Source organism: Polaromonas sp. P1_F8, from assembly GCF_056405635.1.
On sequence record NZ_JBFUBS010000007.1, the window covers coordinates 102,694 to 125,986 of the forward strand.

Genomic DNA, 23,293 nt, shown 5'->3' on the forward strand with positions numbered 1-23,293 from the left:
AAAACCACCTGCTGTAACTTCACCATAAAAACAAGGCTTTTTTCATGCCCTATCTGCCGCCTTTCATAGCCCCGACCCGCTACAGCGACCCGGCCGCCGCACTGGCGCAGGTTCGCGCCATTTATGGCCAGCAGATTTCCCACCTGCGCGATGCAATGCAGCGCTACGTGGCCGGCGAAACCCTGCCCGGCCATGTGCGCGCCTGCTACCCTTTCGTGCGCATCCATACCGACACCGTGGCCCGCGCCATCCTGGAGACGCCCGACATCTCGCAGCTGAGCTTTGGTTTTGTGGCCGGGCCCGGCCGCTTTGAAACCACGCTGACCCGGCCCGACCTCTACGGCAACTATTACCTCGAACAGTTCCGGCTGCTGATGCAGAACCATGATGTGGAGCTGGAAATAGGCACCAGCACGCAGCCCATCCCCATCCATTTCTCGTTTGCGGAAAACGACCATATTGAAGGCAATATGGATGCAGCCCGCCGCATGCTGATGCGCGACGTGTTCGACCTGCCCGACCTGGCCGCCATGGACGACGGCATCGCCAACGGCACCTACGAACCCCTGCCCGGCGAGCCGCAGCCGCTGTCGCTGTTCACCGCGGCGCGTGTCGACTATTCTCTGCAGCGCCTGCGCCACTACACCGGCACCTCGCCGCACTGGTTCCAGAACTTCGTGCTGTTCACCAACTACCAGTTCTACATCGACGAGTTCGTGCGCCTGGGCCATGAAGCCATGGCCGACCCGGACAGCGAGTACACCGCCTTCATCGAGCCCGGCAACGTGGTGACCCGGCGCGCCGGCCTGCCCGCCGAGGCCGGCGACGAGCTTGGCGTGCAGCCGCCCCGCCTGCCGCAAATGCCGGGCTACCACCTGCTGCGCGCCGATCGCACCGGCATCACCATGGTCAACATCGGCGTGGGCCCGGCCAACGCCAAGAACATCACCGACCACATCGCCGTGCTGCGTCCGCACGCCTGGATCATGCTGGGCCACTGCGCCGGCCTGCGCAACAGCCAGCAGCTGGGCGACTATGTGCTGGCCCACGGCTATGTGCGCGAAGACCATGTGCTGGACGAAGAGCTGCCGCTGTGGGTGCCGATCCCGGCGCTGGCTGAAATCCAGGTCGCACTGGAAAAAGCCGTGGCCGATGTGACCCACGCCGTCGGCCCCGACCTCAAGCGCATCATGCGCACCGGCACCGTGGCTTCCACCGACAACCGCAACTGGGAGCTGCTGCCCGGCAACCAACCGCAGCGCCGCTTCAGCCAGAGCCGCGCCGTGGCGCTGGACATGGAAAGCGCGACGATTGCCGCCAACGGCTTTCGCTTTCGCGTGCCCTACGGCACCCTGCTGTGCGTGAGCGACAAGCCGCTGCACGGCGAGATCAAGCTGCCCGGCATGGCCAACCATTTCTACCGCGAGCGCGTCGACCAGCACCTGCGCATCGGCATACGCGCCATCGAGCTGCTGCGCGCCGAAGGCATCACGCAGCTGCACAGCCGCAAGCTGCGCAGCTTTTCGGAAGTCGCGTTCCAGTAGGTCCGCCGATTGCTATACTTTTGGTAGCTGCTTGCGCTCGTCCCTATTGGCTTGCAGCCTTATTTTTTGTAAACATACCTGCCCATGGAAAATCTTTCACCGCTTGTCCCTGTCACAGAAGCCAGCCATGGCGTTGCGATCGACCTGATCTACGCAGGCACCAACAACTTCACCGGCCAGGTGATTTATGACAGCCCGCTGTGCTTCCTGCATCCGCAGGCAGACGCCGGCTTGCGCAAAGCCATCGCGGCCGCGAAAGACATGGGCTTTCAGCTCAAGATTTTTGATGCCTTCAGGCCGCAGGAAGCGCAGGAGGCACTTTGGGCCGTGGCGCCCAACCCCGCCTACATCGCCGATCCGGCCAAAGGCTCCAACCACACGCGGGGCGTAGCGCTTGATGTCACGCTGCTGGCGCCCGACGGGCAGGAGCTGGACATGGGCACACCGGTCGACACCATGACGCACGGGTCCCATCACTTTCACACGGCACACCCTGTGGCCGTCCAGGTCAACCGCATGCGGCTGCTCACGGTCATGCTGGAAGCAGGCTTTGTGCACCACCCCAACGAATGGTGGCACTACCAGTTGCCGGACGCCAAAAGCTTTCCGCTGATCGACAGCCATGCTTTCATGCGCTGCGTGGGCGAGGGCGGGCAGCCCACCCGGCTCAAGGCCGCCTGAGCTCGCCGGCCTGATCGGCAGGAGGGCCGGCAGCCGGCAGCTCCGCCTGCTCCCGCGGCTCGGCTGACTCCGTGCGCACCAGCGGCAAATGCTGCGGGTATTCGCGCTGCATGACGTCCACCAGCGCCTCGCGCACCTTGCAGCGCAAGTCCCAGTTCAGGCTGGAGTTGGCGGAGGTCACCAGCACCCGCAGCTGCATGCTGCGCTCGCCTGATTCCACCACCTGCAGCAGGCACAGCCGCTTGTCCCACTCGGGCGCCTCCTCGCAAGCGCGCCGCGCCGCGTCGCGCAGCGGGGCCAGGGGCATGCGATAGTCAACCCAGAGAAACACGGTGCCGATGATCTGGGCGCCGGTGCGCGTCCAGTTCTGGAAAGGGTTTTCAATGAACCACTGCAACGGAACGATCAGGCGCCGCTCGTCCCAGATTTTCAGCACCACATACGTGCCGGTGATCTCCTCCACCCGGCCCCATTCGCCCTGCACGATCAGCACGTCGTCCAGGCGGATGGGCTGCGCCAGCGCCAGCTGCAGCCCGGCAATCAGGTTGCTGAACACAGGCCGCGCCGCGATACCGATCACCAGCCCCGCCACACCCGCCGAAGCCAGCAGGCTGGCCCCGAACTGGCGGGCGCCGGGAAAGGTCATCAGCATCAAGGCCAGCCCCGTCAGCAACACGATGAACATGGCGGTGCGCGCCAGCATGCGGGTCTGCGTATGGATGCGGCGTGCATTGAGATTGTCCTCCACATCGACCGGGTGCAAGCCGATCACACCCAGCGCGGCCCCGCGCGCCGCGCGCATGCCCGCCCACGTCAGGGCGGCGAGCAGCAGCAGGCCATTGGCATGGCGCACTCCGTTGATCAGTGGAAAGGTATCCGGCGCGCTGTGCCAGACGATCTGCAGGGCGATCAGGGGCAGCAGCACCTGCACCGGAGAGCGGCATTGCTCGGCGACCCGGGCCATCACAGGCATGGAACGCGTCAGCCGCAGGACAACGACAGCGCCTATGGTGTGCGCCACCAGCGCCAGAACGATGCTGATGCCGGCTGCCAGCAAGACGTGCAGCGAAGAGTCGTCCGCCCAGGAGATGAGTTCAGCGAAGTTCATGCTGCCGCTCCTTTGCTTTCAACATGCATCAAGCTTTCGGCACCCGGGGTTTGACCCGGGACGCAGCCAGCTTGGCGTTGCGGCGCGCCACCTCCACGTCGGCATCAAAAGCCAGCGCCACGCCCATGCGGCGTTTGACAAAACTCTCGGGCTTGCCGAACAGCCGGATGTCGCTGTTGGGCACACGCAGCGCGTCGGCCACGCCGTCGAACACAATGCCCTTCGCATCGACACCGCCATAAATCACGGCACTGGCGCCCGGGCTCTTGAGCGCGGTGTTGACGGGCAGGCCCAGGATGGCGCGTGCATGCAGCTCAAATTCGTTTTGCCACTGGGTGCACATCGTCACCATGCCGGTGTCGTGCGGGCGCGGGCTGACTTCGCTGAACCAGACGTCCTCGCCCTTCACAAACAGTTCAACCCCAAAAAGGCCCAGCCCCGAAGGGTTGCCGTCAAAGCCCAGCCCCAGGTTATCCGTGACGGCCTTGCAGATGTCGCGGCATTTTTTCAGCGCGTTGGGGCGCATGGGATGCGGCTGCCAGCTTTCCACGTAGTCGCCGCTGACCTGGATGTGGCCGATGGGCTCGCAGAAATGCGTTTCAATGGTTCCGTCGGCGCCCATGGCACGCACGGTGAGCTGCGTGATCTCGTAATCAAAATCAATAAACCCTTCGACGATCACCCGGCCGTGGCTCACACGGCCGCCGGCCATCGCGTAGTCCCAGGCTTTTTTGACGTCTTCGGGGCCGGATATCTTGCTTTGGCCCTTGCCCGACGAGCTCATCACCGGCTTGACGACACAGGGGTAGCCCGTGGTTCCGTCGATGGCGGACTGCAGCTCTTCCAGCGAATCACAAAACTTGTAGGGGCTGGTCGGCAGGCTCAGGGTTTCGGCGGCCAGGCGGCGTATGCCTTCGCGGTCCATGGTCAGGCGCGCGGCGCGCGCCGTCGGGATCACGCGCACCACACCGGCCGCTTCGAGCTCTTCGAGCATGGGTGTGGCAATCGCTTCGATCTCCGGCACCACCAGGTCGGGCTTTTCTTTTTCAATCAGCGCCTTGAGCTGCGCCGGGTCGCTCATGGTGATGGTGCGCGCATGGTGGGCCACCTGCTGGCCCGGCGCGTTGTCATAGCGGTCGGTGGCGATGGTTTCAACGCCCAGGCGCTGCAGGGCAATCAGTACTTCCTTACCCAGCTCGCCGGAGCCGAGCAGCATGACTTTGGTGGCGTGCGGGGAAAGGGGGGTTCCGAAGGTGGTCATAAGCGCTGAAGATAAAGGATGGGAGAGTGAGAACGGGAGAACGAAAGCCGTAGAACAGGCGCCGCTAGGACTTACTTTACTGCAGAGGGTCGGCGCTGACGGGTAGGACATCGCCCCTCATGCCGGCGTTGCGCCCCTTGCCCCTGCAAACCACCAGCCCATTGCAATCAGATGATAATTATTCTCAATTAGAACGATTCAACCTGGCGGCACGCGATGTGCCACCCTGAAAGACACCATGTCCACAACGCCATCTTCGCCAGCCTCCACTCCCGATGCCGCACCGCGCAAACGCCGGCCGCCGCGCCGCGTGCAAGTCACGCGTGTTGAAACGCTCAGCCCGCTGATGCGCCGCATCACCTTGCAGGGTATGGAGCTTGAAGGCTTTGAAATCAACGACCCTGCCTGCTACATGAAGCTGATTTTCCCGGAGCCGGGCCAGACCGAGCCTGAGCGCCCACTGCCCGATGGGCCACGGCCGAAGTCCATGCGCACTTACACGCCGCTGGCAGTGCGCAACGATGTGCACGAGGTCGATGTGGATTTTGTGCTGCACGGCGACGGCCCTGCATCTACCTGGGCCGCGCAGGCGCAGCCGGGCCAGGTGCTGTATTTGATGGGCCCCGGCCCTGGCTACAAAGTTCAGCTGGATGCGCCTGCGCATTTCCTGATCGGTGACGACAGTGCCTTGCCCGCGTTTGAAACCATTCTGGCCGCCCTACCCGCCACGGCGCAGGCGCGCGTGCTGGTCGAAGTGGTGGACGCGGCGGAAGAACGCGCGCTGCACAGCGCCGCCAAAGTGGACGCGCACTGGACCGCACGCGGCACCGACAACACAAAGGCCGGCCAGGCACTGGAAGCCGCATTGCGCAAAGCCGGCGCACCCACACCCGGCACGCGCATTTACCTGGCCTGCGAAGCCGCAGCCATGCGCCGCATCCGGCAACTGTTGATTGAAGAGCTGGGTGTGGACCGCAGCCTCATCGTGGGCCGCGGCTACTGGAAGCTAGGCACCGTCAATCACCCGGACCACGACTACGGCGAGGATTGAGCCCCCACGCTCCCCCACTTCGTGTGGGTCGCTGCCCCCCGAGGGGGCCACCCGCCTGCGGTCTGGCGAAGCCAGTCCCACGGCTCATGCTGGGTTAAAGAATTCTTTGGGCACTACCAGCGGGGGCCGAGGGTCCGGCTTCGCCGGCCCCAGGCGCCGCCCCCTTGAGGGGGGAACAGGCTACACGAAGTGAGCCTGGACGGGGGTGGACCTCATTGCCGCGCATAACTTACCGTGAGCATCTCCCACTGGTGCCCTTCGGGCTCGTTCCAGTAGATGCCCTTGCCGCCAAGGTACGTGCTGACCTGCATATCCATGGGGCCGCGAACCGAGCTGCGGTATTGGATTCCGGCCGCCTGGATGCGCCCCAGGATCGCATCGAACTCCTGCTCGCTCACGCGAAAGCAGAAATGCTCGACGGGAAAGTCTTCTTCGGTGTCGATAAAGTCCAGCGTCAGGCCGTCATTGATATAGACGGCTGAAAAAGGCCCTATCGTGGTTTCAGCCCACGGCACGCCAAGCAGCTCCGCCAAAAATCTGGCCGAAGCCACCTTGTCTCGCGCCGATACGATGAAGTGGTCCAGATGAATGGTCATGGCAGGCCTCTTGATGGTGATGGCCTGTTTTATAGCGCGGGCGGGCCGCGCCTGTACACCGGCGTGCGTAACAACCTTCATGGCGGCATTGCCGCCATGGCCGCACGGCTGTAGCCTGCCGGGCAATTCTTACAAGAAAAAAGACTTTAGGCCAATAAGGACGGGCGCAACCAGCTATCTAATTAATAGCAACCAAGGCCGCCCGCACAACCCCGGTCCACGCTTCACAGGTCGAAGAACACCGTCTCCTTGCCGGCCGCGCTGTCCTGCATGCGGATGTCGAATCGGTAGACCGCCCCGGCGCCCGTCATGTCGCGCCGGGCAATCAGCGTGTTGCGCCGCTCGGCCGGCACGCTGGCCAGCACCGCGTCTTTGCCGTTCGCCTCCGCTTCATCATCAAAGTAGATGCGCGTGAAGGTATGCACCAGCAGGCCGCGCATGGTGACGCAGACGTTGATGAATGGTGCTTGCCCCGCCACAGCACCGGGTTTGACGGTGAAGAACTCGTAACGGCTCTGCGGCAGGGTGCCGGTTCCGCAGCGGCCAAAACCGGTGAAGCCGCGCGCTTCGGCATCTGCCACCGACGAGATGGGCAGGCCGCTGCCGTCGGGCTGGGCGATCTCGACCATGGCGTCCATCACGGCATTGCCGGCGCCATCAAACACCTGGCCGGTGATGCGAATGTGTTCGCCTTTCGCAGCAGGTTGGGCGAGCACAGGCGTGAACAGGCTTTTAAGGTCGTAGCCGTATTGCGTGGGTGTGAGGCCGTAGGCAAAGAAGGGGCCGACGGTCTGGGAAGGGGTTTGTTTGAGCTGGCTCATGGTGTTGTCTTCCTGCGCTTATTCAAAACGCGTGGCTTTGGGGCCGCGCAGCACGATGTCGAACACATAACCCAGCGCATAGTCGGGCTGGGTCACGTCGAGGCTGAATTTCGAAACCATCAGTTCCCGCACGCTTTCGGGCGCGCCCATGTACATGGGGTCGTAGCCCAGCAGCGGGTCGCCGGGGAAATACATCTGCGTGACCAGGCGGCTGGCGAAGTAGTCGCCGAACAACGAGAAGTGAATATGCTGCGGCCGCCACGCGTTGGGGTGGTTGCCCCAAGGGTAGGCACCGGGCTTGATGGTCTTGAAGCTGTAGCGGCCTTCGTTGTCCGTCATGCAGCGACCGGCACCCAGGAAGTTCGGGTCCAGCGGCGCGTCGTGCTGGTCGACCTTGTGTACGTAGCGGCCGGCCGCGTTGGCCTGCCAGACTTCCACCAGCGTATTGCGCACGGGGCGGCCATCTTCGTCCAGCACACGGCCGGTGACGATGATGCGTTCACCCAGCGGGTCGCCATTCATCACGGCGTTTTTGGTCAGGTCGCTGTCCAGCGGGCCGAACTGCCCGGCGCCATAGACGGGCGCATTGAGTTGCGCCAGGGCCTGCTTGATGGGCACCAGCGGCTGCTTGGGGCCGCGCAGCAGGGTGGACTTGTAGCCGGGGTAGATGTGGGGCGAGTGGCTGGTCCAGTCGCGCGGGGCCAGAAAGCTGTTGTTCAGGTCAGGTTTCATCGATGTCTCCAGGGGTCGAAAGGGGTTGGCGCCTTTTTAGCAGGCTCTTTTCGGGTTTTTCGTGCTGAGCTGACTTTAATCGGCGCAAATGGTTATGTATATTGACATTTTCTCGACTTATCCATAACCAAATGGTCAAATTGGAGCATGGTCGATGAACGCATCAAATACCGGCACCTGCAGTGCTTTCTGGCGGTGGCGCAGCACGGCAGCCTGCAAAAGGCGGCCGACGTGCTGGCCATCACGCAGCCGGCGGTGTCCAAAACCCTGAAAGAACTTGAGGGCCTGCTGGCGGTGCGGCTGTTTGAGCGCGGGCGCAAGGGCGCCGTGCCCACGCGCGAGGGCGAGGCCTTTATGCGGCATGCCGGCGCCAGCGTGAGCGCGCTGCGCGAAGCCGTTGCGAGCGTCGCGCAGACGCGGCGGCAAGGTAGCGCGGTGATCGCCATCGGCGTCCTGCCCACCGTTGCACCGTGGCTGATGCCCTTGCTGCTGGCGCGGCAGGAGGCCCAAGCGGGGCCAGGGGCGCAAACCAGCCTGCGTATCCAGACGGGCGCCAACCCCGCCCTGCTGGCCAGCTTGCGGCAACGCGAACTGGATCTGGTGATCGGGCGTTTTGCCGAACCAGCGCACATGCTGGGCCTGACGTTTGAACACCTGTATGCAGACCCCCTTGTGCTGGCAGTGCGCCCTGCCCACCCCTTGCTGCAGGCGACGCACAAGGCCGATCCGCTGGCCGGCTTGCAGGCCTTCACCACGATCCTGCCCACGCAGGGCACGGCCATACGCCACACCGCCGACAGCTTTTTCCTCACACGCGGCTTGCCGCCTCCGTTGCGGCTGGTCGAAACGCTGTCGGTGTCCATCGCGCGCGGCTACACGCGGCAAAGCGATGCGGTGTGGCTTTCGCCATTGGGGGCTGTGCGGCCGGACCTGGACAGCGGCACGCTGGTGCGCTTGCCCGTCAGCATGGCGGGCACCGAAGAGCTGGTGGGGCTGACGCTGCGCGCCGACATGGCGCCCACCGAGGCACAGCACCAGCTGATCGCCACCATCCGGGTGCTGGCGGCAGAACGCCGCAGCGAAGCCCCGGCCCTGCTTTAGGCTTCTAGGCCGGCTCGGCCTGCACCGCAAAGCGGGCCGTCAGTTCACCCAGACCCAGCTCTTCAAGCACCTCGCGCAAACGCGTCTGGGCGGCACGGGTTTTGCCAGCCTGCGGCTGCGCGGGCCGGCTGGCAAGAATGAGCTCGTTCTTCATCGAATGCTCCCAGCCCACCAGCTCGGTCACCGTGACCTGGTAGCCGTTGGCTTCGAGCTGCAGGCAGCGCAGCACATTGGTGATCTGGCTGCCGAATTCGCGCGTGTGCAACGGGTGCCGCCAGAGTTCAGCCAGCGGCGTGCGGGAGAGTGACAAGGCCCGGCTTTTCTTCAACACGCCGGCCACCTCGGCCTGGCAGCACGGCACCAGCACCATGTGGCGCGCGTTTTTTGCCAGCCCGAACGCAATGGCGTCATCGGTGGCTGTGTCGCAGGCATGCAGGGCCGTGACGATATCCACGGTTAGGGGGAGTTCGGCCGAAGTAGTGGCCTCCTGCACCGACAGATTCAGGAACGACATGCGCGCAAAATCCAGCCGCTGGGCCAGCACGCGTGACTTTTCAACAAGTTCGGCACGCGTTTCGATGCCGTACACATGGCCCGCCGTTTTTTCACTGCGGTGCGCGACATTAAAAAACAGGTCATACAGGATGAAGCCCAGGTAGGACTTTCCGGCGCCGTGGTCGGCCAGGGTGAAGTTCGCCTTCTCCGCCGCCACCTCATTGAGCAGGGGCTCAATGAACTGGTACAGGTGGTAGACCTGCTTGAGCTTGCGCCGCGTGTCCTGGTTGAGCTTGCCTTCACGCGTGAGGATGTGCAGTTCCTTGAGCAGCTCGATGGACTGGCCGGGGCGAAGCTCTTCAATGACTTGCGCCGCGGGGGCGGGCTTTCCGGAACCCTTCGAAGGCTTTGCTGCGCGTGCTGAGCTGGGTGTTTGCATGGCCTCAAGTTTAGTGGCGCGCCCCCGGTACAGGCGGCCCCGGTACAAAGCCCCTGAAAAGCTCCCGTCGAACATTCAGAAACAATTAACTTGCACACAATTTAATTGCTCGCTATAATTCAACCCATGCCCAACAAAACCGACTCCGCCAATGCCACTGACGCCATGCTGCAGCTGGACAACCAGCTGTGTTTTGCGCTGTATTCCACGTCTTTGGCCATGACCAAGCTGTACAAGCCCATGCTCGAAGAGATGGGGCTCACCTATCCGCAATACCTCGCGATGCTGGTGCTGTGGGAACAAGACGGCCTGACGGTTTCGGAGCTTGGCGAACGGCTGTACCTGGACTCGGGCACGCTGACCCCGCTGCTCAAGCGCATGGAATCTGCCGGGCTGCTTTCACGCCTCCGCGCGGTGGAAGACGAGCGCCGCGTTCACATCACGCTCACGGCAGCCGGCCGCAAACTCAAGGCCAAGGCCGCCAAGATTCCGGGCTGCATCCTGAGCGCCACCCAGTGCTCGATTCCCGAGCTGGTGTCGCTGACGCAGCAGGTGCAGTCTTTCCGCAACCGCCTTACTGCCTGATTTCTTTCACCCTTTCACTGAATTTTTAACCCGCCCCGATCCGGGGTATTTTCCAAAGGAAGCCACCATGACCACACTCGAAAAAGTTCTCTACACCGCCCACGCCCACACCACCGGCGGCCGTGACGGCAAGTCCAAGACCGACGACGGCCGCCTGGACGTCACGCTGAGCTCGCCCGGCACCGCCGGCACCGGCACCAACCCTGAGCAGCTGTTCGCGGCCGGCTACGCAGCCTGCTTCATCGGTGCAATGAAGGCTGTTGGCGGCATGAAGAAAATCGACGTGCCTGCAGACGTCTCCATCGACTCCAGCGTTGACCTCGGCAAGATCCCGAACGGCTACGGCATCGCCGTGCGCCTGGACATCACCCTGCCCGGCATGGACCGCGCAGCAGCACAAGCCCTGGTGGATGCAGCGCACCAGGTTTGCCCTTACTCAAACGCCACGCGCGGCAATATTGACGTGACCATTACTCTGAAGTAAATAGAGCCCCCACGCTCCCCCACTGCGTGTGGGTCGCTGCCCCCCGAGGGGGCCGCCCGCCTGTGGCCCGGCAAAGCCGGTTCCACGGCTCGTGCTGGCATGAAGAGTTCAGTGAGCACAGCCGGTGGAGGTCCTTCACCAGTGGGGGCCAAGGGTCCGGCTTCGCCGGCCCAAGGCGCCGTCCCCTGGAAGGGGAGAACAGGCTACACGAAGTGAGCCTGGACAGGGGTGAACTTATTTCCAGTGTCACTAATGCGGCCCGTCGGTGTTGAACCGGCGGGCCGTTTCATTTAGGGTGCTGTGCATGAACGACACCGCCCTCACAAGCTCCTTCCAGGTCCGAAAAGACGCACTCTCCGAAACCCGCTGGCATACCGACGCGCATTTGCCGCTCACGCCCGGCCAGGTGCGGCTGCGCATCGAATCCTTTGCGCTGACGTCCAACAACATCACGTACGCGGCCTTTGGCGAGGCGATGAGTTACTGGCAATTTTTTCCGACGGGGGAGGACGGCTGGGGCAGCATCCCGGTCTGGGGTTTTGCCAAGGTGGCGGAGTCGCAATGCGAGGGCGTAGCCGTGGGAGAGAAGTTTTACGGCTATTACCCCATGGCCGGCGAGCTGGTGCTGCAACCGGCGCGCGTGACGCCCGCCGGTTTCTTCGACGGCGCCGCGCACCGGCGGGCCCTGCCGGTGGCCTACAACCAGTACATGCGCTGCAGCGCGGATCCGTTTTACGACGCGGCCACCGAAGATGTGCAGTCGCTCCTGCGCCCGCTGTTCATTACCTCGTTCCTGATTGATGACTTTCTGGCCGACAACGGCTTCTTCGGCGCCAATGCCATGCTGCTGTCCAGCGCCTCCAGCAAAACGGCATATGGCACGGCCTTTCAGCTGGCAAAGCGGCCGGGTATTGAGGTGATAGCGCTGACTTCGCCAGGCAACGTCGCTTTTTGTGAAAGCCTGGGGTGCTACAGCCGCGTAGTGACCTATGACCAGCTCGAGGCGATTGCTGCCGACACGGCTTGCGTGTACGTCGACTTCGCGGGCAGCGCCGGCCTGCGCCAGCGTATTCATACGCGCTTTGGCCAGCTTCGCTACAACTGCTCGATAGGCGGCACGCACGTGGACGACCTGGCCGCCAAAGGCAGCGCAAAAGACTTGCCCGGCCCCCGGCCCACGCTGTTCTTCGCACCTTCACAGGTCAAGAAACGCATCACCGACTGGGGTGAAGAAGGCTTTGGAAAGCAGCTGGTGCGCGCCTGGCTGGATTTCACGCGGCAAGTGACGGGTGCCAAAACGCCCTGGCTCATCGCCCAGCGGCATGCCGGGCAGACTGCGGTGCAAGCCGCTTACCAGGAAGTGCTGGCCGGCAAGGGAGACCCGCGCACCGGCCACATCCTGCAGCCCTGATTCTTTTCGCCTTCAACGGAAAGGTGCTACGGTTTTTATAGCCGCTCGCGCCCGCTTTTATTGACCTGCAGGCCTTTTTCGCTTGAGAAACAGGCGTTTACAAGCCCCTGCTGGCAGCGCACCGTCATCTGCGCCGACAATCAGGCATGACAGAAAAACACAAGGCTGAGGCGCACGCAACGCTGCACGCGTACGAGACATTGACACCCGACGTGGTGCTCGATGCGCTGGCCAGCGTCGGTTTGCTGGGTGACGGCCGCCTGATGGCACTTTCAAGCTACGAGAACCGGGTTTACCAGATCCATCTTGAGAGCCCGGTGGGGGACGCCGACCTCGCGGGCGATGTCGTGGTGGCCAAGTTTTACCGGCCGGACCGCTGGACCGATGAACAGATTGCCGAAGAACACGCCTTTGCCGCCGAGCTGATGGCCGCCGAGATACCGGTGGTGGGCGCGCTTGTGCTGGAAGGCCGCACGGTGCACCACTTCAAGGGCTTCAGCTTCAGCGTGTCGCCCAGCCGCGGCGGGCGGCGGCCCGAGCTGGACAACCTGGAAGTGCTGGAATGGATAGGCCGTTTCCTGGCGCGCATCCACACCGTCGGCAGTGCCAAGCCGTTTGCACACCGGCCAGCCCTGAACCTGCAGACCTTTGGTTATGCCTCGCGCGACATCCTGCTGGCGGGCGGCGACCATGGCGCCAAAGGTTCCCACGGCTACATCCCGCTGGACATGGAGTCGCGCTGGCGCAAGGCGTTTGATGAAGCCATGCTGGTGGCGCAAACCGTGTTTGAAAGCGTGGGCGACGTGAAAAACCTGCGCCTTCACGGTGACTGCCACCCCGGCAACATCTTGTGGACGCCCGAGGGCCTGCCGCTGGCCGGCCCGCATTTTGTCGACCTGGACGATGCACGCACCGGCCCGGCGGTGCAGGATTTGTGGATGCTGGTGTCGGGCGACCGCGCGCAATGCACCCGGCAGCTGGGCGCGCTGGTGGACGGCTACGAAGAGTTCCGCGAATTCGACCGGCGCGAGCTCGCGCTGATCGAGCCGCTACGCACGCTGCGCCTGGTGCACTACAGCGCCTGGCTGGCGCAGCGCTGGCATGACCCGATCTTCCCGATCAACTTCCCCTGGTTCGGCTCCAGCGACTACTGGAAAAGCCAGGTCGACATGCTGGAAGAGCAGACCGAGGCCATGCAGGATCCGCCGCTGGTGTGCTGAGCGGCTGCCAGCCCGCGCCAGACAGTCGGCCACGTCATGTTGTCGCTATGAATTTAATAGCTGCTCGCGCACATTCCTAAAGGGCCAGGAGCCGAATTGGCTCACAAAAAAGGCCTCTCCGGGCCTTTCTGGGCTCTGGTATTCGCCAAATCGGCGCGCGGCGCTTACACCAGCAGCGCGTTGACCCGCCGCACATAGGCAGCCGGGTCTTCAGGCATGCCGCCTTCGGCCAGCAGGGCCTGGTCAAACAGGATGTGGGCCAGGTCGTCAAAATGCGCGCCGTCCACACCAGCCTCAAGCTTTTTGACCAGCGGGTGCTGGGCGTTGACTTCCAGGATGGGCTTGGACTCGGGCACGGCCTGGCCGGCCTGCTTGAGCATGCGGGCCAGCTGGGTCGACATGTCGCCGTCCTGTACCACCAGGCAGGCGGGTGAGTCGACGAGGCGCGAGGTGGCGCGCACGTCCTTGGCCTTGTCTTTCAACGCTTCTTTCAGCTTGTCGAGGATGGGCTTGAACTGTGTCTGCGCCTCTTCGGCGGCCTTCTTTTCGTCTTCGTCCTGCAGCTTGCCGAGGTCGACAGCGCCCTTGGCCACCGACTGAAGCGGCGTGCCGTCAAACTCATGCAGGTAATTGAGCGCCCACTCGTCCACGCGGTCGGCCATCAGCAGCACTTCGATGCCCTTCTTGCGGAAGATTTCGAGCTGGGGACTGTTCTTTGCGGCGGCCAATGTGTCGGCGGTGATGTAATAAATCGCGTCCTGGCCTTCCTTCATGCGGGCCTTGTAGTCGGCAAAACCCACGCTGACGGTGTCGGTCGTCGATGAGGCAAAGCGCAGCAGCTTGGCCAGGCGCTCGCGGTTGGCAAAGTCTTCGCCCAGGCCCTCTTTGAGCACGGCGCCGAACTCGCCATAAAAGGCCTTGAACTTGTCGGCGTCATTGGCGGCCAAGTCTTCAATCATGGACAGCACGCGCTTGGTGCAGCCTTCGCGGATCGCCTTGACGGCGCGGCTTTCCTGCAGCAGCTCGCGCGAGACATTGAGCGGCAGGTCGGACGAGTCCACCACACCCTTGACGAAGCGCAAGTAGGTCGGCATCAGCGCCTGGGCGTCGTCCATGATGAAGACACGCTTGACGTACAGCTTGACGCCCGCGGCCTTGTCGCGGTTGAACATGTCCATGGGCGCCTTGGCCGGGATGAACAACAGCTGCGTGTATTCGGTGGCGCCTTCCACGCGGTTGTGCGTGGTGGCCAGCGGCGCTTCGCTGTCGTAACTGATCTGCTTGTAGAACTCGTCGTACTGGTCTTGCGTGATGTCCTTCTTCGCACGGGTCCACAGCGCCGCCGCCTGGTTCACGGTTTCCCAGTCGCCGGTGACCACCATCTCGCCGGGCTGGTCGTTTTCGCCTTCTTTCCACGCTTCTTTCTGCATCAGGATGGGCAGCGAGATGTGGTCGGAGTACTTGTTGATGATGCCCTTGAGCTTCCAGGCGTTCAGGTAGTCGAGCGATTCCTCTTTCAGGTGCAGGATGATGCTGCTGCCGCGTTCTGCGCGTTCGATCTCGCTGACTTCAAACTCGCCGGTGCCGTCGCTGCTCCAGCGAACAGCCTGGTTCGCCGGAAGGCCGGCACGGCGGCTTTCCACCGTGATCTTGTCCGCCACGATAAAGCCCGAGTAGAAACCCACGCCGAACTGGCCGATCAGTTGCGCGTCATTCTTCTGGTCGCCCGAGAGTTTGGCCATGAAGTCGCGCGTGCCGCTCTTGGCAATCGTGCCGAGGTTGTCGATGGCTTCCTGCTGCGACAGGCCGATGCCGTTGTCGGTGATGGTCAACGTACCGGCCGCCTTGTCAAAGCTCACTTTCACCTTGAGGTCGGGATCACTTTCATACAGCGACGCATCGTTCAGCGCTTCGAAACGCAGCTTGTCGCAGGCGTCCGATGCGTTGGAAACCAGCTCGCGCAAAAAGATATCGGGGTTCGAGTACAGGGAGTGCGTGACCAGCTTGAGCAGCTGCGCGACTTCGGCTTGAAAAGACAGGGTTTGTTTCTGCATGGTTTGGGGCATGGTTGTTTCAAGTTTGTTACTGATTCACTGGATCCGGAAGAAAAAGCCGTTTCAGACGGCAGTATTTACGCTTGTTACTAGTAAGCCTTTTGGCTCTATTTATGAATAAATCCAATAATTTCAACGGTTTGTCGTGACAAATTCCCCACTAGAGTGCGCTGTTACAGATACAAATCACCCGATTTCAGAAATATCTGGTTACAGTCCATTCACCTTCACATTTCCCTTGTTTGTTATTCGTTTTTTAACTGGAGAACAGTCATGAAAAAGCTCATTTTAGTAATCGCCCTCGGCCTTGCCGCCATTGCCAGCCTGCCAGCGCACGCCGCAGTCACCTCTGGCACCTTCAATGTCAATATCAATTTGACCGCTGCGTGCCAGATCGGAACTATTGCTCCCGTGCAATTTAACTACACCGCCCTGCAGGGTACGGCCGCGACAGCCACCGGCGGTGGATTCACCTTGCAATGCACCAATGGCTTGGCAGCGCCTTCGCTCGGCTTGGTCCTCGGAGCAGCAGCAGGCCCCGGAACCGCGAACGTGACCACAACGGACAGCTTCGTTAACCTGCAATACACGATCACTGCGCCAACGACGACTGCGCCGAACGGAACCGCGCAGGCCTATTCGATCACTGGCACGATGGCAGCCAGCCAAGCCGGTACCTGCTCGAGCAGTGCCGCGCCTTGTACCAATGCCACAGCGACTAACAGGGGATACACCCTGTACGTGACGTATTAATTTCATTGGCCGCAAGTTAATTCCCATTCGAGCTTCCATCAGGCTCCCCGTATGTTCTGTAAATCAGTTCTCGGCGTTTCATTCCTGCTGATGGCGGCGGCCAGCGTTGCCGGTACGGCAGCCGGCCAGTTTTCGGTCCAGGTCACGCTGAGCGTCCCGGGAAACACCACCGGCAACGGCAACGCCTGCATCAGCGCCACAGGCTCCGGTAGCGGCGGCGCCTCGGTGCAGGTGACCTGCAACTCGAATGTCTTTGTCAATATCTCGCAAGTCCGCAGCCTCGGGAATGCCCGGTTCATGCCCGGCTACCGGCCCACGCGGGACTCCTTGCTGCCCGACTACTGCCGCAATGAGTTGTCCCGCAACGACCCAGGCGCCCGCTATACCTGCCGGCTTCAAGACCAGCGCCAGGTGGCCACGGCCGGTGAAGAGTCGGATGACGGCTGGGAAATCGAAAGCCGGCGCTACGCGCTCGACACAGATGCCGCAGCGGTTGAAAAACAGGCCCGTTTGCGGCTTCAGGATGACCGCGGTACCGTGACGGCACTGCACCTCGCCCATGCCGGTAACCTCTCTAAATCGGTAGAGATGCTGGTATCCTTCTGAGGATGAACGTCTCACAGCGCCGAAGAAAGCTTGTTACCTACGCCTTCCTGCTAAGCCTGTTGGGACCTTGGGCGGCTGCCACGGCAGGCGTTTTTTCGGTCACTCCGGTGCGGCTTTACATGACCCCGCGCGATCGCGCCATCGCCGTCACACTGTCTAACGAAGCCGATACCGAAGTCGTGCTGCAGGCTGACATCAACACCTGGACCCAGAAACCCGACGGCACTGACGAACTCGTTCTGACCGAAGACATGATCCTGGCCCCCCCCATCATCAAGCTGGCGCCCAAGGCCCGCCAAGTGGTACGCCTTGCCCTGCTGAAACCTGCAGATGCAAGCCGGCAACTGACTTACCGCCTGATCATTCGTGAAGTCCCTGAAGCTGCACCCGCAACTGGCATCCAGGTTCCCATCGCGCTGGCCTTGAGCATGCCCGTCTTCATCACACCCCCCGTGGCCAAACGCCAGGTCAGTTGCACCCACCAGTTGGCGGATACCAAAACCCTCAACCTGCAATGCAGCAATACCGGTACGGCTTACGCCCAGATACGGGAAGCGACCGTCACGCGCGGCAAGCAAGCCCTGGCCCGGTTTGAAGGCGGAAGTTACATCCTCCCAGGTGCCCGCAAAACCGTCAGCCTCAAGGGCGAACAGGCCCTCACGGCAGGGGAAGCCGAACTGGTGGTGACCTTTGACGACGGACAAAGCCTGACGACCAGCATCACGCTGCCTTGATTTGGCACCCGATTTCAATGAGGCGCTGGTGGACTTTACGAAAACACCCCGTAGCGATAGGCATTGCAGGCCTTTGTTACAGCCTGCTGGCACACGCCCAAACACCCGCCTCCTCTAATGCGCCGCCAGCGGCCCGGTCATCCAGCGACCGGCTCCTTCCGCTGGAAGTCTTCATCAACAGCACCAAAGGCGGCGTCTGGACGCTGCTTGAGCGCAACGGCATCCTGTATGCGCCGGAAGATGCCTTTGAAGAGTGGCGGCTGAACCACCGGCCCAGCGCGCAGGACGTTGATTTCCAGGGCCAAAAGTGGTTTCCGCTGTCTGCTATTCCGGGATTCGAAGCGCGGCTGAATTTTGCCGACCAGTCAGTGGATCTGGTGTTTTCGCCGGCCGCCTTCAACGCCGTGCGCCTGACGCAGGAATCGGCCATGCGCCCTCCGCTGTCACCGTCGATTCCCGCGGCATTTGCCAATTACGACCTGAACTACATCACCACCCGCAACCGCACACCCGGCAACACCACGGACGCGAAGGACCTCGGCGCCCTGACCGAATTCGGCGTGTCGGGGGAATTAGGGCTATTGACCAGCAGCTATGTGGGCCGCAACCTCATCAGCCAGGACCCGACGATCAAGGCTTCATGGCGCCGGCTGGAAACCACTTACACGCGCAACTTCCTGGACAGCAACACCTCTCTGCGGCTCGGCGACAGCAGCACGCGCACCGGCATTTCAGGACGCCAGGTGTATTTCGGCGGCATACAGTTCAGCAAAAACTTCTCGCTACAACCAGGCTTCGTCACCCAGCCCATCCCCACAGTGACCGGCCTGTCGGCAGCGCCCAGCACGGTTGAGCTTTATGTCAATGATGCACTGCGGCAAACCTCCAAGGTTCCCTCCGGCCCCTTCAGCATCGACAACTTCCCCGCACTGACCGGCGCCGGGGAAGCCCGAGTGGTGGTGCGCGACATCCTGGGCCGGGAAACCGTCATCACCCAATCATTTTTCAGCAATGCCAACCTGCTGGAAGAGAACCTCAGCGACTGGAGCTTTGAACTGGGCGCCGTACGCCGCGACCTCGGGATTGAGAACGCCGACTATGGAGAGCGCTTCGTTTCAGGCCTTTGGCGCCAGGGCCTGAGCAAAAGCCTCACGGTCGAGGCCAACGGCGAATGGTCGAAGTCTCTGATGCGTGCCGGCGCCGGCGCCAGCTATGAGCTGCCCTTCCAGATGCTGGGACAGACGGCGTTTTCGGCCAGCCGCAGCGACACGGCGGGCCAGGGGACCAACTGGATGGTCGGGGTCGAGCGCAGCGGGCTGCGGCACGGCGTGTCGCTCAGCGCGGAAGGCGCATCACGCGGCTACCGGCAAATCGGTATCGATACGCCATCGCCCCGCCTGCAAACCACCGCCAGTTACAGCTACAGCAGCGACAACTTCGGCGCCTTCAACGTGAGTTACGCCGGCTTTGACAACTACGACCTCGGAAAGCTCAACACCCTCAGTGTGAATTACACCCTGCGCCTCGGTCAACGCGCAGCCCTGACTTTGAGCGCCACCCGGCTCAGCGGCATCAGCTCGGGGACTTCAGTGGGCGCCACCCTGATCGTGCCGCTTGAAAATCGGGTCACCGTCGCCGCAGGCGTCACTACCCGCAGTGGAAGCACCGAAGGATATGTAAACGCCAGCCGGGCTGTGAGTGCCGAAACCGGGTGGGGCTGGCGAACGGCGCTGGGCTCTCGTGCGGACGGCCGCTATGCGGAAGGCGGTGCTTATTACCAGGGCACCAAAGGCCTGTTTTCGGCTGACGTCAGCAGCGGCGAGAGCCAGCAGAACCTGCGCCTGGGCCTGATCGGAGGCATGGTAGCGGCCGAAGGCCAAGTCTTTGCCACGCGCCGCGTACAGGAAAGCTTTGCCATTGTGGAAGTGCCGGGTTACGCCAATGTGGGTGTGGGCTTTCAGGGCAGCACCCTGACCCGCACCAACGCAGACGGCGTCGCGCTGCTGCCCCGGTTGATGCCGTTCCAGCGCAACAGCGTGCGACTGGATCCGAGCGAGCTGCCGATCAGCGCCGAGCTCGACTCCATCGAGCTCGAAGCCGTGCCGGCGCTTCGTGGTGGGGTCAAGATCGCGTTTCCCGTCCGTTCAGGACGAGGTGCCTTGATTCGTATTGAGCTGGACGATGGCGAGCCGGCGCCATCGGGTGCAGAGGTTGAGCTGATAGGCGACAAGAAAGAGTTCTTCGTCGCCAGGCGCGGCGAGACATTTGTCACGGGTTTGCAGGCCACGAACCGCTTGCGCCTGAAATGGAACGGCGCCAGTTGCACTTTCGATGTAACGTTGCCTCCTGGCAATCTGGAAGACATCGCACGGGTGGGGCCAATACGTTGTAACGGAGTAAAACGATGACCATCTCTTATGCATTGCGTCTTGCCGCGGCGGCTCTCGTTTTCTGGTCTGCTGCAGCAAATGCCACCATTGTTTGCAACGTGTCGTCTTCCGGTTTCACGGCTTACTATTTCGAAAACGATCTCAATCCGACCAACGGCACGGGAAGCTTTACGGTGAGCTGCAGCCGGGCAGCGGGCGACGCTACCACGTTCAGCTACACCCTGCGCTCGGACGACGGCCTGAATGAAAACGGCGGCTTCAACCGGGCGTTCAATGGAGGAGGAGGAACAGCAGCGGGCAGGATGAACTACAACCTCTACCGTGACGCGGGCCTCACCCAGCGCTGGGGCAATACCACGGCGCTGGACTTTGCCGGCATCGTCAATTTCGGCAGTACCGCCACCTTGTTCGCCAGCCAGACCCAGACCTACTACACCACCATCCCCGCCGCCCAGAACAAGAATGCCGGCCTCTTTACCGACACAGTGACTATGAGGCTGTGCACCGCCGCGGGTACAGGTTGCGGAACAGGCAACCTGTCGAATGGCACCCTCCCGGTCACCATCAACAACAACTCGCTGTGTCTGCTGACCACCCCCCCAGGCAACATCAGCTTCAACTACACCTCGTTCCAGGTAGCGAATGCGACGGCGAATACTTCCTATACCGTCCGCTGCACGATTAATGAGACTTACACCATGACCCTGGACGCGCCGGGGGGCACCTTACTGGGCCTGAACTACACCCTGTCATTGAGCGCGCCCGCCGGTACCCGCACGGGTACCGGTTTGCCGGAAAACTTCACGATCAACGGTACCATCTTGGGTGGCGGTAACACATCCGGCACCTGCGGCAGTGCCACCTGCAGCCTGGCGGAGCAACGTACCCTGATCATCACCTACTGAGGCAATCACCTACTGTTTTTTTGTCCTGGGCAGGCCTGCGATACGCCATGCCGTCAAAATCAGCCGCTGCCTCGACCGAGACCTTCACTCCTACTGTCAGCTATCACCGCCAGTTGCTTCGTGAGGCCTGTGGCTTCGGGCAACTCGGCACCGGCGCGATTTCCCCGTCCACGCCGACCTTGAACTCCCCCTCTCTCGCAGCCACACCGCAGACCGCCACCATGCACGTCACAGTGGGCTGCACTCGGAACGACCTATAACCTTGGGCGCTCTCGGCAACCTCGGGCAAGCTGCGGGGCCTCAACTACACCCTGGCGCTCAGCAACGCGGGTGCCGCAATCGATGGCTTTGCCCAGCCCCTATACAGTGACAAGCAGCGTTGCGGCCGGCCAGGCGGGCACCAGTTTCACGGGCGCCTGAACCGCTACCCAGACCCGGGTTACGGTCACCATCACCTGCCAGGCTGAACCCGCCCGGGATCGATCAAACCGACCAGCCGCTGTCCAAACAAGCACTTTTTTGGCGTTTTCGCCGCCCACAAATTGATAAAATTGTTTTTTATTGGCGAATTTCGCCTAGAAATTATTATTTTCAAAAAATAAATCAATTTAAAAATCAATTTGTGTGAAATGTCACTAATTAACACTTTCACAGTGATTTTTACCAATTGATTCAAATTATCAAATTCGATAGCATGACTGCAACAACTGATAGCTTTAAGGAGTTGCACCATGAAAACCATCAAATTTGCTTTTGTCGCCGTCCTGGCCGCCCAGTCCCTGCTCGGGATTCACGGTGCGGCCCAGGCGCAAACCAGTTCAGCCACATTTGGTGTCACCATCATGCTGCGCAGTTTCAGTGAGGCTGTCACGGCAGACCATCGCTGCACCCATCGCGGCCAGCCAGACGGCCAGGCCGGTACCTTGCGCATCAGTTGCCCGGCGACCGTGGATATTCAGGCCATTGCTGCCGCATCGACCAACAGAAGCGGCCAGATCCAGCGAATGAACGCTATGCCTGATTCCGCTGCAGGTAGCCGCCTTGCCGTGGTGGCAGGCAAACCCATGAATTCCCGGGACCCGGTTGAATTGACCATTTCCTGGTAATCAGCGGCTCACACGCCGCCTGGCGACACCAGGTTTCCATCCTGCCGCACTTGCATCTCGCGAGCAGGACCTTCAAGCCCTTGTCGGCAACCGGCATGCAGTGACGGCTGCATAGCAAATCTCGCGCGCAAACGAGGCGCGACCTGCCCGCGCCTGCGCACCACACCCAAACGCGCCTCGACCGGCACACAACCGTAACGCCGGTGCTGCGTGCCTGGCGATTCCGCCGACAACCCGTCGCAAGCCGCCGCCAGCAAGCGCGCAGTCGATCAGCTGCCTGCGCTGCTATGCACGCCACAAGGGCACCACGCGATCCCGGTGGCGTGCCTACCTGCTATCTACACGGGCAACCAACCACCACCGACGTCCCTTGCGTGAACCTCTTCCGGTTGTTAAAGCGCATACGACTTGCCCAGTCAATCCAACCACCATCGCCGTCTGATTGCATGAAGCCCGCCTTGACTGTGAGGCCTCGCTCGAATAGCGCGTGCTACAGCCTTCATTGACCAGCTCTGCCTCTCATACAACGAGTGTTCGACCAGTTCAAGCGACGCGGTAGGTCCAGAGAGGAACAGAGAAAAGCACCACTTGGCAGACAAACGCCATTTGTTTCTAACCCGTTACATCACTCTGGGAAATATGTCACAGAAGAAGGCTGGTGGCATTCGTTACATCCAAGCCAAGTCTCATCTTTCTTGTCGCCATTTCGCATAAATCCATTGTTTTCAATGACTTAAGCGTGACGTATTTACCATTTGTCGCCCGCGTTACGAATGTAAAGCCCCCTTTTTTCGAAACGCCTAGTTACAGTCCACTCACGTTCAGAAAAAGCCTGAACACCCGATTCACCTCATCACCATGATCTGGAGAAATTTGATGAAGAAGATTGTTTTAACAAGTGCATTGAGCCTCGCCGGCCTGTTGGCCGTACCGGCCCATGCGGAGTCCACATTCACCACGCCGGCAGTAGTTGGGTCAACCGCCACTGCACGCCTGGACTTTTCAATCGTTATCCCGCAGGTCCTGTTCCTGCGTGTCGGCACCAGCGCTGGCAATACATCAACCACCGGCACGATCGACAGCGTCACCTTCACGGTTCCAGGCGCCAACGTAGGCGACAGCAGCGTGATCGCCGGTGTCGGCGGCGACCTCACCGCAGGTGCAGTGACAGTGCGCGTTTATGGCAACGGCGGCAACATCAGCCTCAACTCAAACA

Annotated in this window: 21 protein-coding genes and 1 pseudogene; 15 read left to right on the forward strand and 7 right to left on the reverse strand. The window is 61.8% G+C overall.

Annotated features, from left to right (window positions below):
* The first annotated feature begins 44 nt into the window (after nt 1-44).
* Nucleotides 45-1,544 carry an AMP nucleosidase gene (locus tag AC1D1J_RS20265; protein ID WP_477695689.1) on the forward strand — a complete coding sequence of 500 codons (1,500 nt, stop codon included), beginning with the start codon at nt 45-47 and terminating at the stop codon, nt 1,542-1,544.
* 84 nt (nt 1,545-1,628) lie between these two features.
* Nucleotides 1,629-2,225, forward strand: coding sequence for a D-alanyl-D-alanine dipeptidase (gene ddpX / locus AC1D1J_RS20270; RefSeq protein ID WP_477695690.1), 597 nt, complete (start codon nt 1,629-1,631; stop codon nt 2,223-2,225).
* Here the strand turns inward: ddpX and AC1D1J_RS20275 are convergent.
* Nucleotides 2,212-3,333, reverse strand: coding sequence for a mechanosensitive ion channel family protein (locus AC1D1J_RS20275; RefSeq protein ID WP_477695691.1), 1,122 nt, complete (start codon nt 3,331-3,333; stop codon nt 2,212-2,214). The two genes, ddpX and AC1D1J_RS20275, sit on opposite strands and share 14 nt — an antisense overlap.
* 28 nt (nt 3,334-3,361) lie before the next feature.
* Nucleotides 3,362-4,594: a formate-dependent phosphoribosylglycinamide formyltransferase gene (gene purT, locus AC1D1J_RS20280; protein WP_477695692.1), complete on the reverse strand. Its 1,233-nt coding sequence runs from the start codon at nt 4,592-4,594 to the stop codon at nt 3,362-3,364.
* A gap of 238 nt (nt 4,595-4,832) precedes the next feature.
* On the opposite strand from purT, the gene AC1D1J_RS20285 reads away from it, so the two are divergent.
* Nucleotides 4,833-5,645 (forward strand): siderophore-interacting protein, encoded by an 813-nt coding sequence (locus AC1D1J_RS20285; protein WP_477695693.1) that lies wholly within the window; start codon nt 4,833-4,835, stop codon nt 5,643-5,645.
* A gap of 212 nt (nt 5,646-5,857) precedes the next feature.
* Here the strand turns inward: AC1D1J_RS20285 and AC1D1J_RS20290 are convergent, their stop codons facing one another.
* The 3 genes from AC1D1J_RS20290 to pcaH form a co-directional block, all read right to left on the reverse strand.
* Nucleotides 5,858-6,322, reverse strand: coding sequence for a VOC family protein (locus AC1D1J_RS20290; RefSeq protein WP_477695694.1), 465 nt, complete (start codon nt 6,320-6,322; stop codon nt 5,858-5,860).
* 143 nt (nt 6,323-6,465) lie between these two features.
* Nucleotides 6,466-7,062, reverse strand: a complete 597-nt coding sequence (gene pcaG / locus AC1D1J_RS20295; RefSeq protein WP_477695695.1) for a protocatechuate 3,4-dioxygenase subunit alpha — start codon at nt 7,060-7,062, stop codon at nt 6,466-6,468.
* Nucleotides 7,063-7,080: 18 nt separating this feature from the next.
* Nucleotides 7,081-7,794 carry a protocatechuate 3,4-dioxygenase subunit beta gene (gene pcaH, locus AC1D1J_RS20300; RefSeq protein ID WP_477688311.1) on the reverse strand — a complete coding sequence of 238 codons (714 nt, stop codon included), beginning with the start codon at nt 7,792-7,794 and terminating at the stop codon, nt 7,081-7,083.
* Between the two features lie 147 nt (nt 7,795-7,941).
* Here pcaH and pcaQ point away from each other — a divergent pair, with 147 nt between their 5' ends.
* Nucleotides 7,942-8,895, forward strand: a complete 954-nt coding sequence (gene pcaQ, locus AC1D1J_RS20305; protein ID WP_477695696.1) for a pca operon transcription factor PcaQ — start codon at nt 7,942-7,944, stop codon at nt 8,893-8,895.
* A gap of 4 nt (nt 8,896-8,899) precedes the next feature.
* Here the strand turns inward: pcaQ and AC1D1J_RS20310 are convergent, their stop codons facing one another.
* Nucleotides 8,900-9,829, reverse strand: coding sequence for a class I SAM-dependent methyltransferase (locus AC1D1J_RS20310; RefSeq protein WP_477688313.1), 930 nt, complete (start codon nt 9,827-9,829; stop codon nt 8,900-8,902).
* A gap of 126 nt (nt 9,830-9,955) precedes the next feature.
* Between AC1D1J_RS20310 and AC1D1J_RS20315 the strand changes: the two genes are divergently transcribed.
* The 4 genes from AC1D1J_RS20315 to AC1D1J_RS20330 all read left to right on the forward strand — a co-directional run bounded on the left by AC1D1J_RS20315 (nt 9,956) and on the right by AC1D1J_RS20330 (nt 13,529).
* Nucleotides 9,956-10,414, forward strand: a complete 459-nt coding sequence (locus AC1D1J_RS20315; protein WP_477695697.1) for a MarR family winged helix-turn-helix transcriptional regulator — start codon at nt 9,956-9,958, stop codon at nt 10,412-10,414.
* Nucleotides 10,415-10,481: 67 nt separating this feature from the next.
* Nucleotides 10,482-10,898 (forward strand): organic hydroperoxide resistance protein, encoded by a 417-nt coding sequence (locus AC1D1J_RS20320; RefSeq protein WP_477647553.1) that lies wholly within the window; start codon nt 10,482-10,484, stop codon nt 10,896-10,898.
* Between the two features lie 304 nt (nt 10,899-11,202).
* Nucleotides 11,203-12,309 (forward strand): DUF2855 family protein, encoded by a 1,107-nt coding sequence (locus tag AC1D1J_RS20325; protein ID WP_477695698.1) that lies wholly within the window; start codon nt 11,203-11,205, stop codon nt 12,307-12,309.
* A 146-nt stretch (nt 12,310-12,455) separates the two neighbouring features.
* The gene (locus AC1D1J_RS20330; protein WP_477695699.1) at nt 12,456-13,529 is read left to right on the forward strand and encodes a serine/threonine protein kinase; all 1,074 of its coding nucleotides are present in this window, start codon (nt 12,456-12,458) and stop codon (nt 13,527-13,529) included.
* 164 nt (nt 13,530-13,693) lie between these two features.
* Here AC1D1J_RS20330 and htpG read toward each other — a convergent pair whose 3' ends face one another.
* Nucleotides 13,694-15,583 carry a molecular chaperone HtpG gene (gene htpG, locus AC1D1J_RS20335; RefSeq protein ID WP_477695700.1) on the reverse strand — a complete coding sequence of 630 codons (1,890 nt, stop codon included), beginning with the start codon at nt 15,581-15,583 and terminating at the stop codon, nt 13,694-13,696.
* Between the two features lie 273 nt (nt 15,584-15,856).
* Between htpG and AC1D1J_RS20340 the strand changes: the two genes are divergently transcribed.
* The 7 genes and pseudogenes from AC1D1J_RS20340 to AC1D1J_RS20370 all read left to right on the forward strand — a co-directional run.
* Nucleotides 15,857-16,336 carry a Csu type fimbrial protein gene (locus AC1D1J_RS20340; protein WP_477688318.1) on the forward strand — a complete coding sequence of 160 codons (480 nt, stop codon included), beginning with the start codon at nt 15,857-15,859 and terminating at the stop codon, nt 16,334-16,336.
* A 51-nt stretch (nt 16,337-16,387) separates the two neighbouring features.
* Nucleotides 16,388-16,942, forward strand: a complete 555-nt coding sequence (locus AC1D1J_RS20345) for a hypothetical protein (protein WP_477688319.1) — start codon at nt 16,388-16,390, stop codon at nt 16,940-16,942.
* Between the two features lie 2 nt (nt 16,943-16,944).
* Nucleotides 16,945-17,676, forward strand: coding sequence for a fimbrial biogenesis chaperone (locus tag AC1D1J_RS20350; RefSeq protein ID WP_477695701.1), 732 nt, complete (start codon nt 16,945-16,947; stop codon nt 17,674-17,676).
* Between the two features lie 17 nt (nt 17,677-17,693).
* Nucleotides 17,694-20,084: a fimbria/pilus outer membrane usher protein gene (locus AC1D1J_RS20355; protein WP_477695702.1), complete on the forward strand. Its 2,391-nt coding sequence runs from the start codon at nt 17,694-17,696 to the stop codon at nt 20,082-20,084.
* The gene (locus AC1D1J_RS20360) at nt 20,081-20,971 is read left to right on the forward strand and encodes a spore coat protein U domain-containing protein (protein ID WP_477695703.1); all 891 of its coding nucleotides are present in this window, start codon (nt 20,081-20,083) and stop codon (nt 20,969-20,971) included. Before AC1D1J_RS20355 ends, AC1D1J_RS20360 begins: the two co-directional genes overlap by 4 nt.
* A 731-nt stretch (nt 20,972-21,702) precedes the next feature.
* The gene (locus tag AC1D1J_RS20365; RefSeq protein ID WP_477688324.1) at nt 21,703-22,077 is read left to right on the forward strand and encodes a hypothetical protein; all 375 of its coding nucleotides are present in this window, start codon (nt 21,703-21,705) and stop codon (nt 22,075-22,077) included.
* A gap of 876 nt (nt 22,078-22,953) precedes the next feature.
* Nucleotides 22,954-23,293: pseudogene (locus AC1D1J_RS20370) on the forward strand (hypothetical protein); the annotation flags it as partial.

What these genes read in the sequence shown, in the direction of transcription:
- AC1D1J_RS20265 (WP_477695689.1), top strand. Translation starts at nt 45, where the DNA reads ATGCCCTATCTGCCGCCTTTCATAGCCCCGACCCGCTACAGCGACCCG.
- ddpX (WP_477695690.1), top strand. Translation starts at nt 1,629, where the DNA reads ATGGAAAATCTTTCACCGCTTGTCCCTGTCACAGAAGCCAGCCATGGC.
- AC1D1J_RS20275 (WP_477695691.1), bottom strand. Translation starts at nt 3,333, where the DNA reads ATGAACTTCGCTGAACTCATCTCCTGGGCGGACGACTCTTCGCTGCAC.
- purT (WP_477695692.1), bottom strand. Translation starts at nt 4,594, where the DNA reads ATGACCACCTTCGGAACCCCCCTTTCCCCGCACGCCACCAAAGTCATG.
- AC1D1J_RS20285 (WP_477695693.1), top strand. Translation starts at nt 4,833, where the DNA reads ATGTCCACAACGCCATCTTCGCCAGCCTCCACTCCCGATGCCGCACCG.
- AC1D1J_RS20290 (WP_477695694.1), bottom strand. Translation starts at nt 6,322, where the DNA reads ATGAAGGTTGTTACGCACGCCGGTGTACAGGCGCGGCCCGCCCGCGCT.
- pcaG (WP_477695695.1), bottom strand. Translation starts at nt 7,062, where the DNA reads ATGAGCCAGCTCAAACAAACCCCTTCCCAGACCGTCGGCCCCTTCTTT.
- pcaH (WP_477688311.1), bottom strand. Translation starts at nt 7,794, where the DNA reads ATGAAACCTGACCTGAACAACAGCTTTCTGGCCCCGCGCGACTGGACC.
- pcaQ (WP_477695696.1), top strand. Translation starts at nt 7,942, where the DNA reads ATGGTCGATGAACGCATCAAATACCGGCACCTGCAGTGCTTTCTGGCG.
- AC1D1J_RS20310 (WP_477688313.1), bottom strand. Translation starts at nt 9,829, where the DNA reads ATGCAAACACCCAGCTCAGCACGCGCAGCAAAGCCTTCGAAGGGTTCC.
- AC1D1J_RS20315 (WP_477695697.1), top strand. Translation starts at nt 9,956, where the DNA reads ATGCCCAACAAAACCGACTCCGCCAATGCCACTGACGCCATGCTGCAG.
- AC1D1J_RS20320 (WP_477647553.1), top strand. Translation starts at nt 10,482, where the DNA reads ATGACCACACTCGAAAAAGTTCTCTACACCGCCCACGCCCACACCACC.
- AC1D1J_RS20325 (WP_477695698.1), top strand. Translation starts at nt 11,203, where the DNA reads ATGAACGACACCGCCCTCACAAGCTCCTTCCAGGTCCGAAAAGACGCA.
- AC1D1J_RS20330 (WP_477695699.1), top strand. Translation starts at nt 12,456, where the DNA reads ATGACAGAAAAACACAAGGCTGAGGCGCACGCAACGCTGCACGCGTAC.
- htpG (WP_477695700.1), bottom strand. Translation starts at nt 15,583, where the DNA reads ATGCAGAAACAAACCCTGTCTTTTCAAGCCGAAGTCGCGCAGCTGCTC.
- AC1D1J_RS20340 (WP_477688318.1), top strand. Translation starts at nt 15,857, where the DNA reads ATGAAAAAGCTCATTTTAGTAATCGCCCTCGGCCTTGCCGCCATTGCC.
- AC1D1J_RS20345 (WP_477688319.1), top strand. Translation starts at nt 16,388, where the DNA reads ATGTTCTGTAAATCAGTTCTCGGCGTTTCATTCCTGCTGATGGCGGCG.
- AC1D1J_RS20350 (WP_477695701.1), top strand. Translation starts at nt 16,945, where the DNA reads ATGAACGTCTCACAGCGCCGAAGAAAGCTTGTTACCTACGCCTTCCTG.
- AC1D1J_RS20355 (WP_477695702.1), top strand. Translation starts at nt 17,694, where the DNA reads ATGAGGCGCTGGTGGACTTTACGAAAACACCCCGTAGCGATAGGCATT.
- AC1D1J_RS20360 (WP_477695703.1), top strand. Translation starts at nt 20,081, where the DNA reads ATGACCATCTCTTATGCATTGCGTCTTGCCGCGGCGGCTCTCGTTTTC.
- AC1D1J_RS20365 (WP_477688324.1), top strand. Translation starts at nt 21,703, where the DNA reads ATGAAAACCATCAAATTTGCTTTTGTCGCCGTCCTGGCCGCCCAGTCC.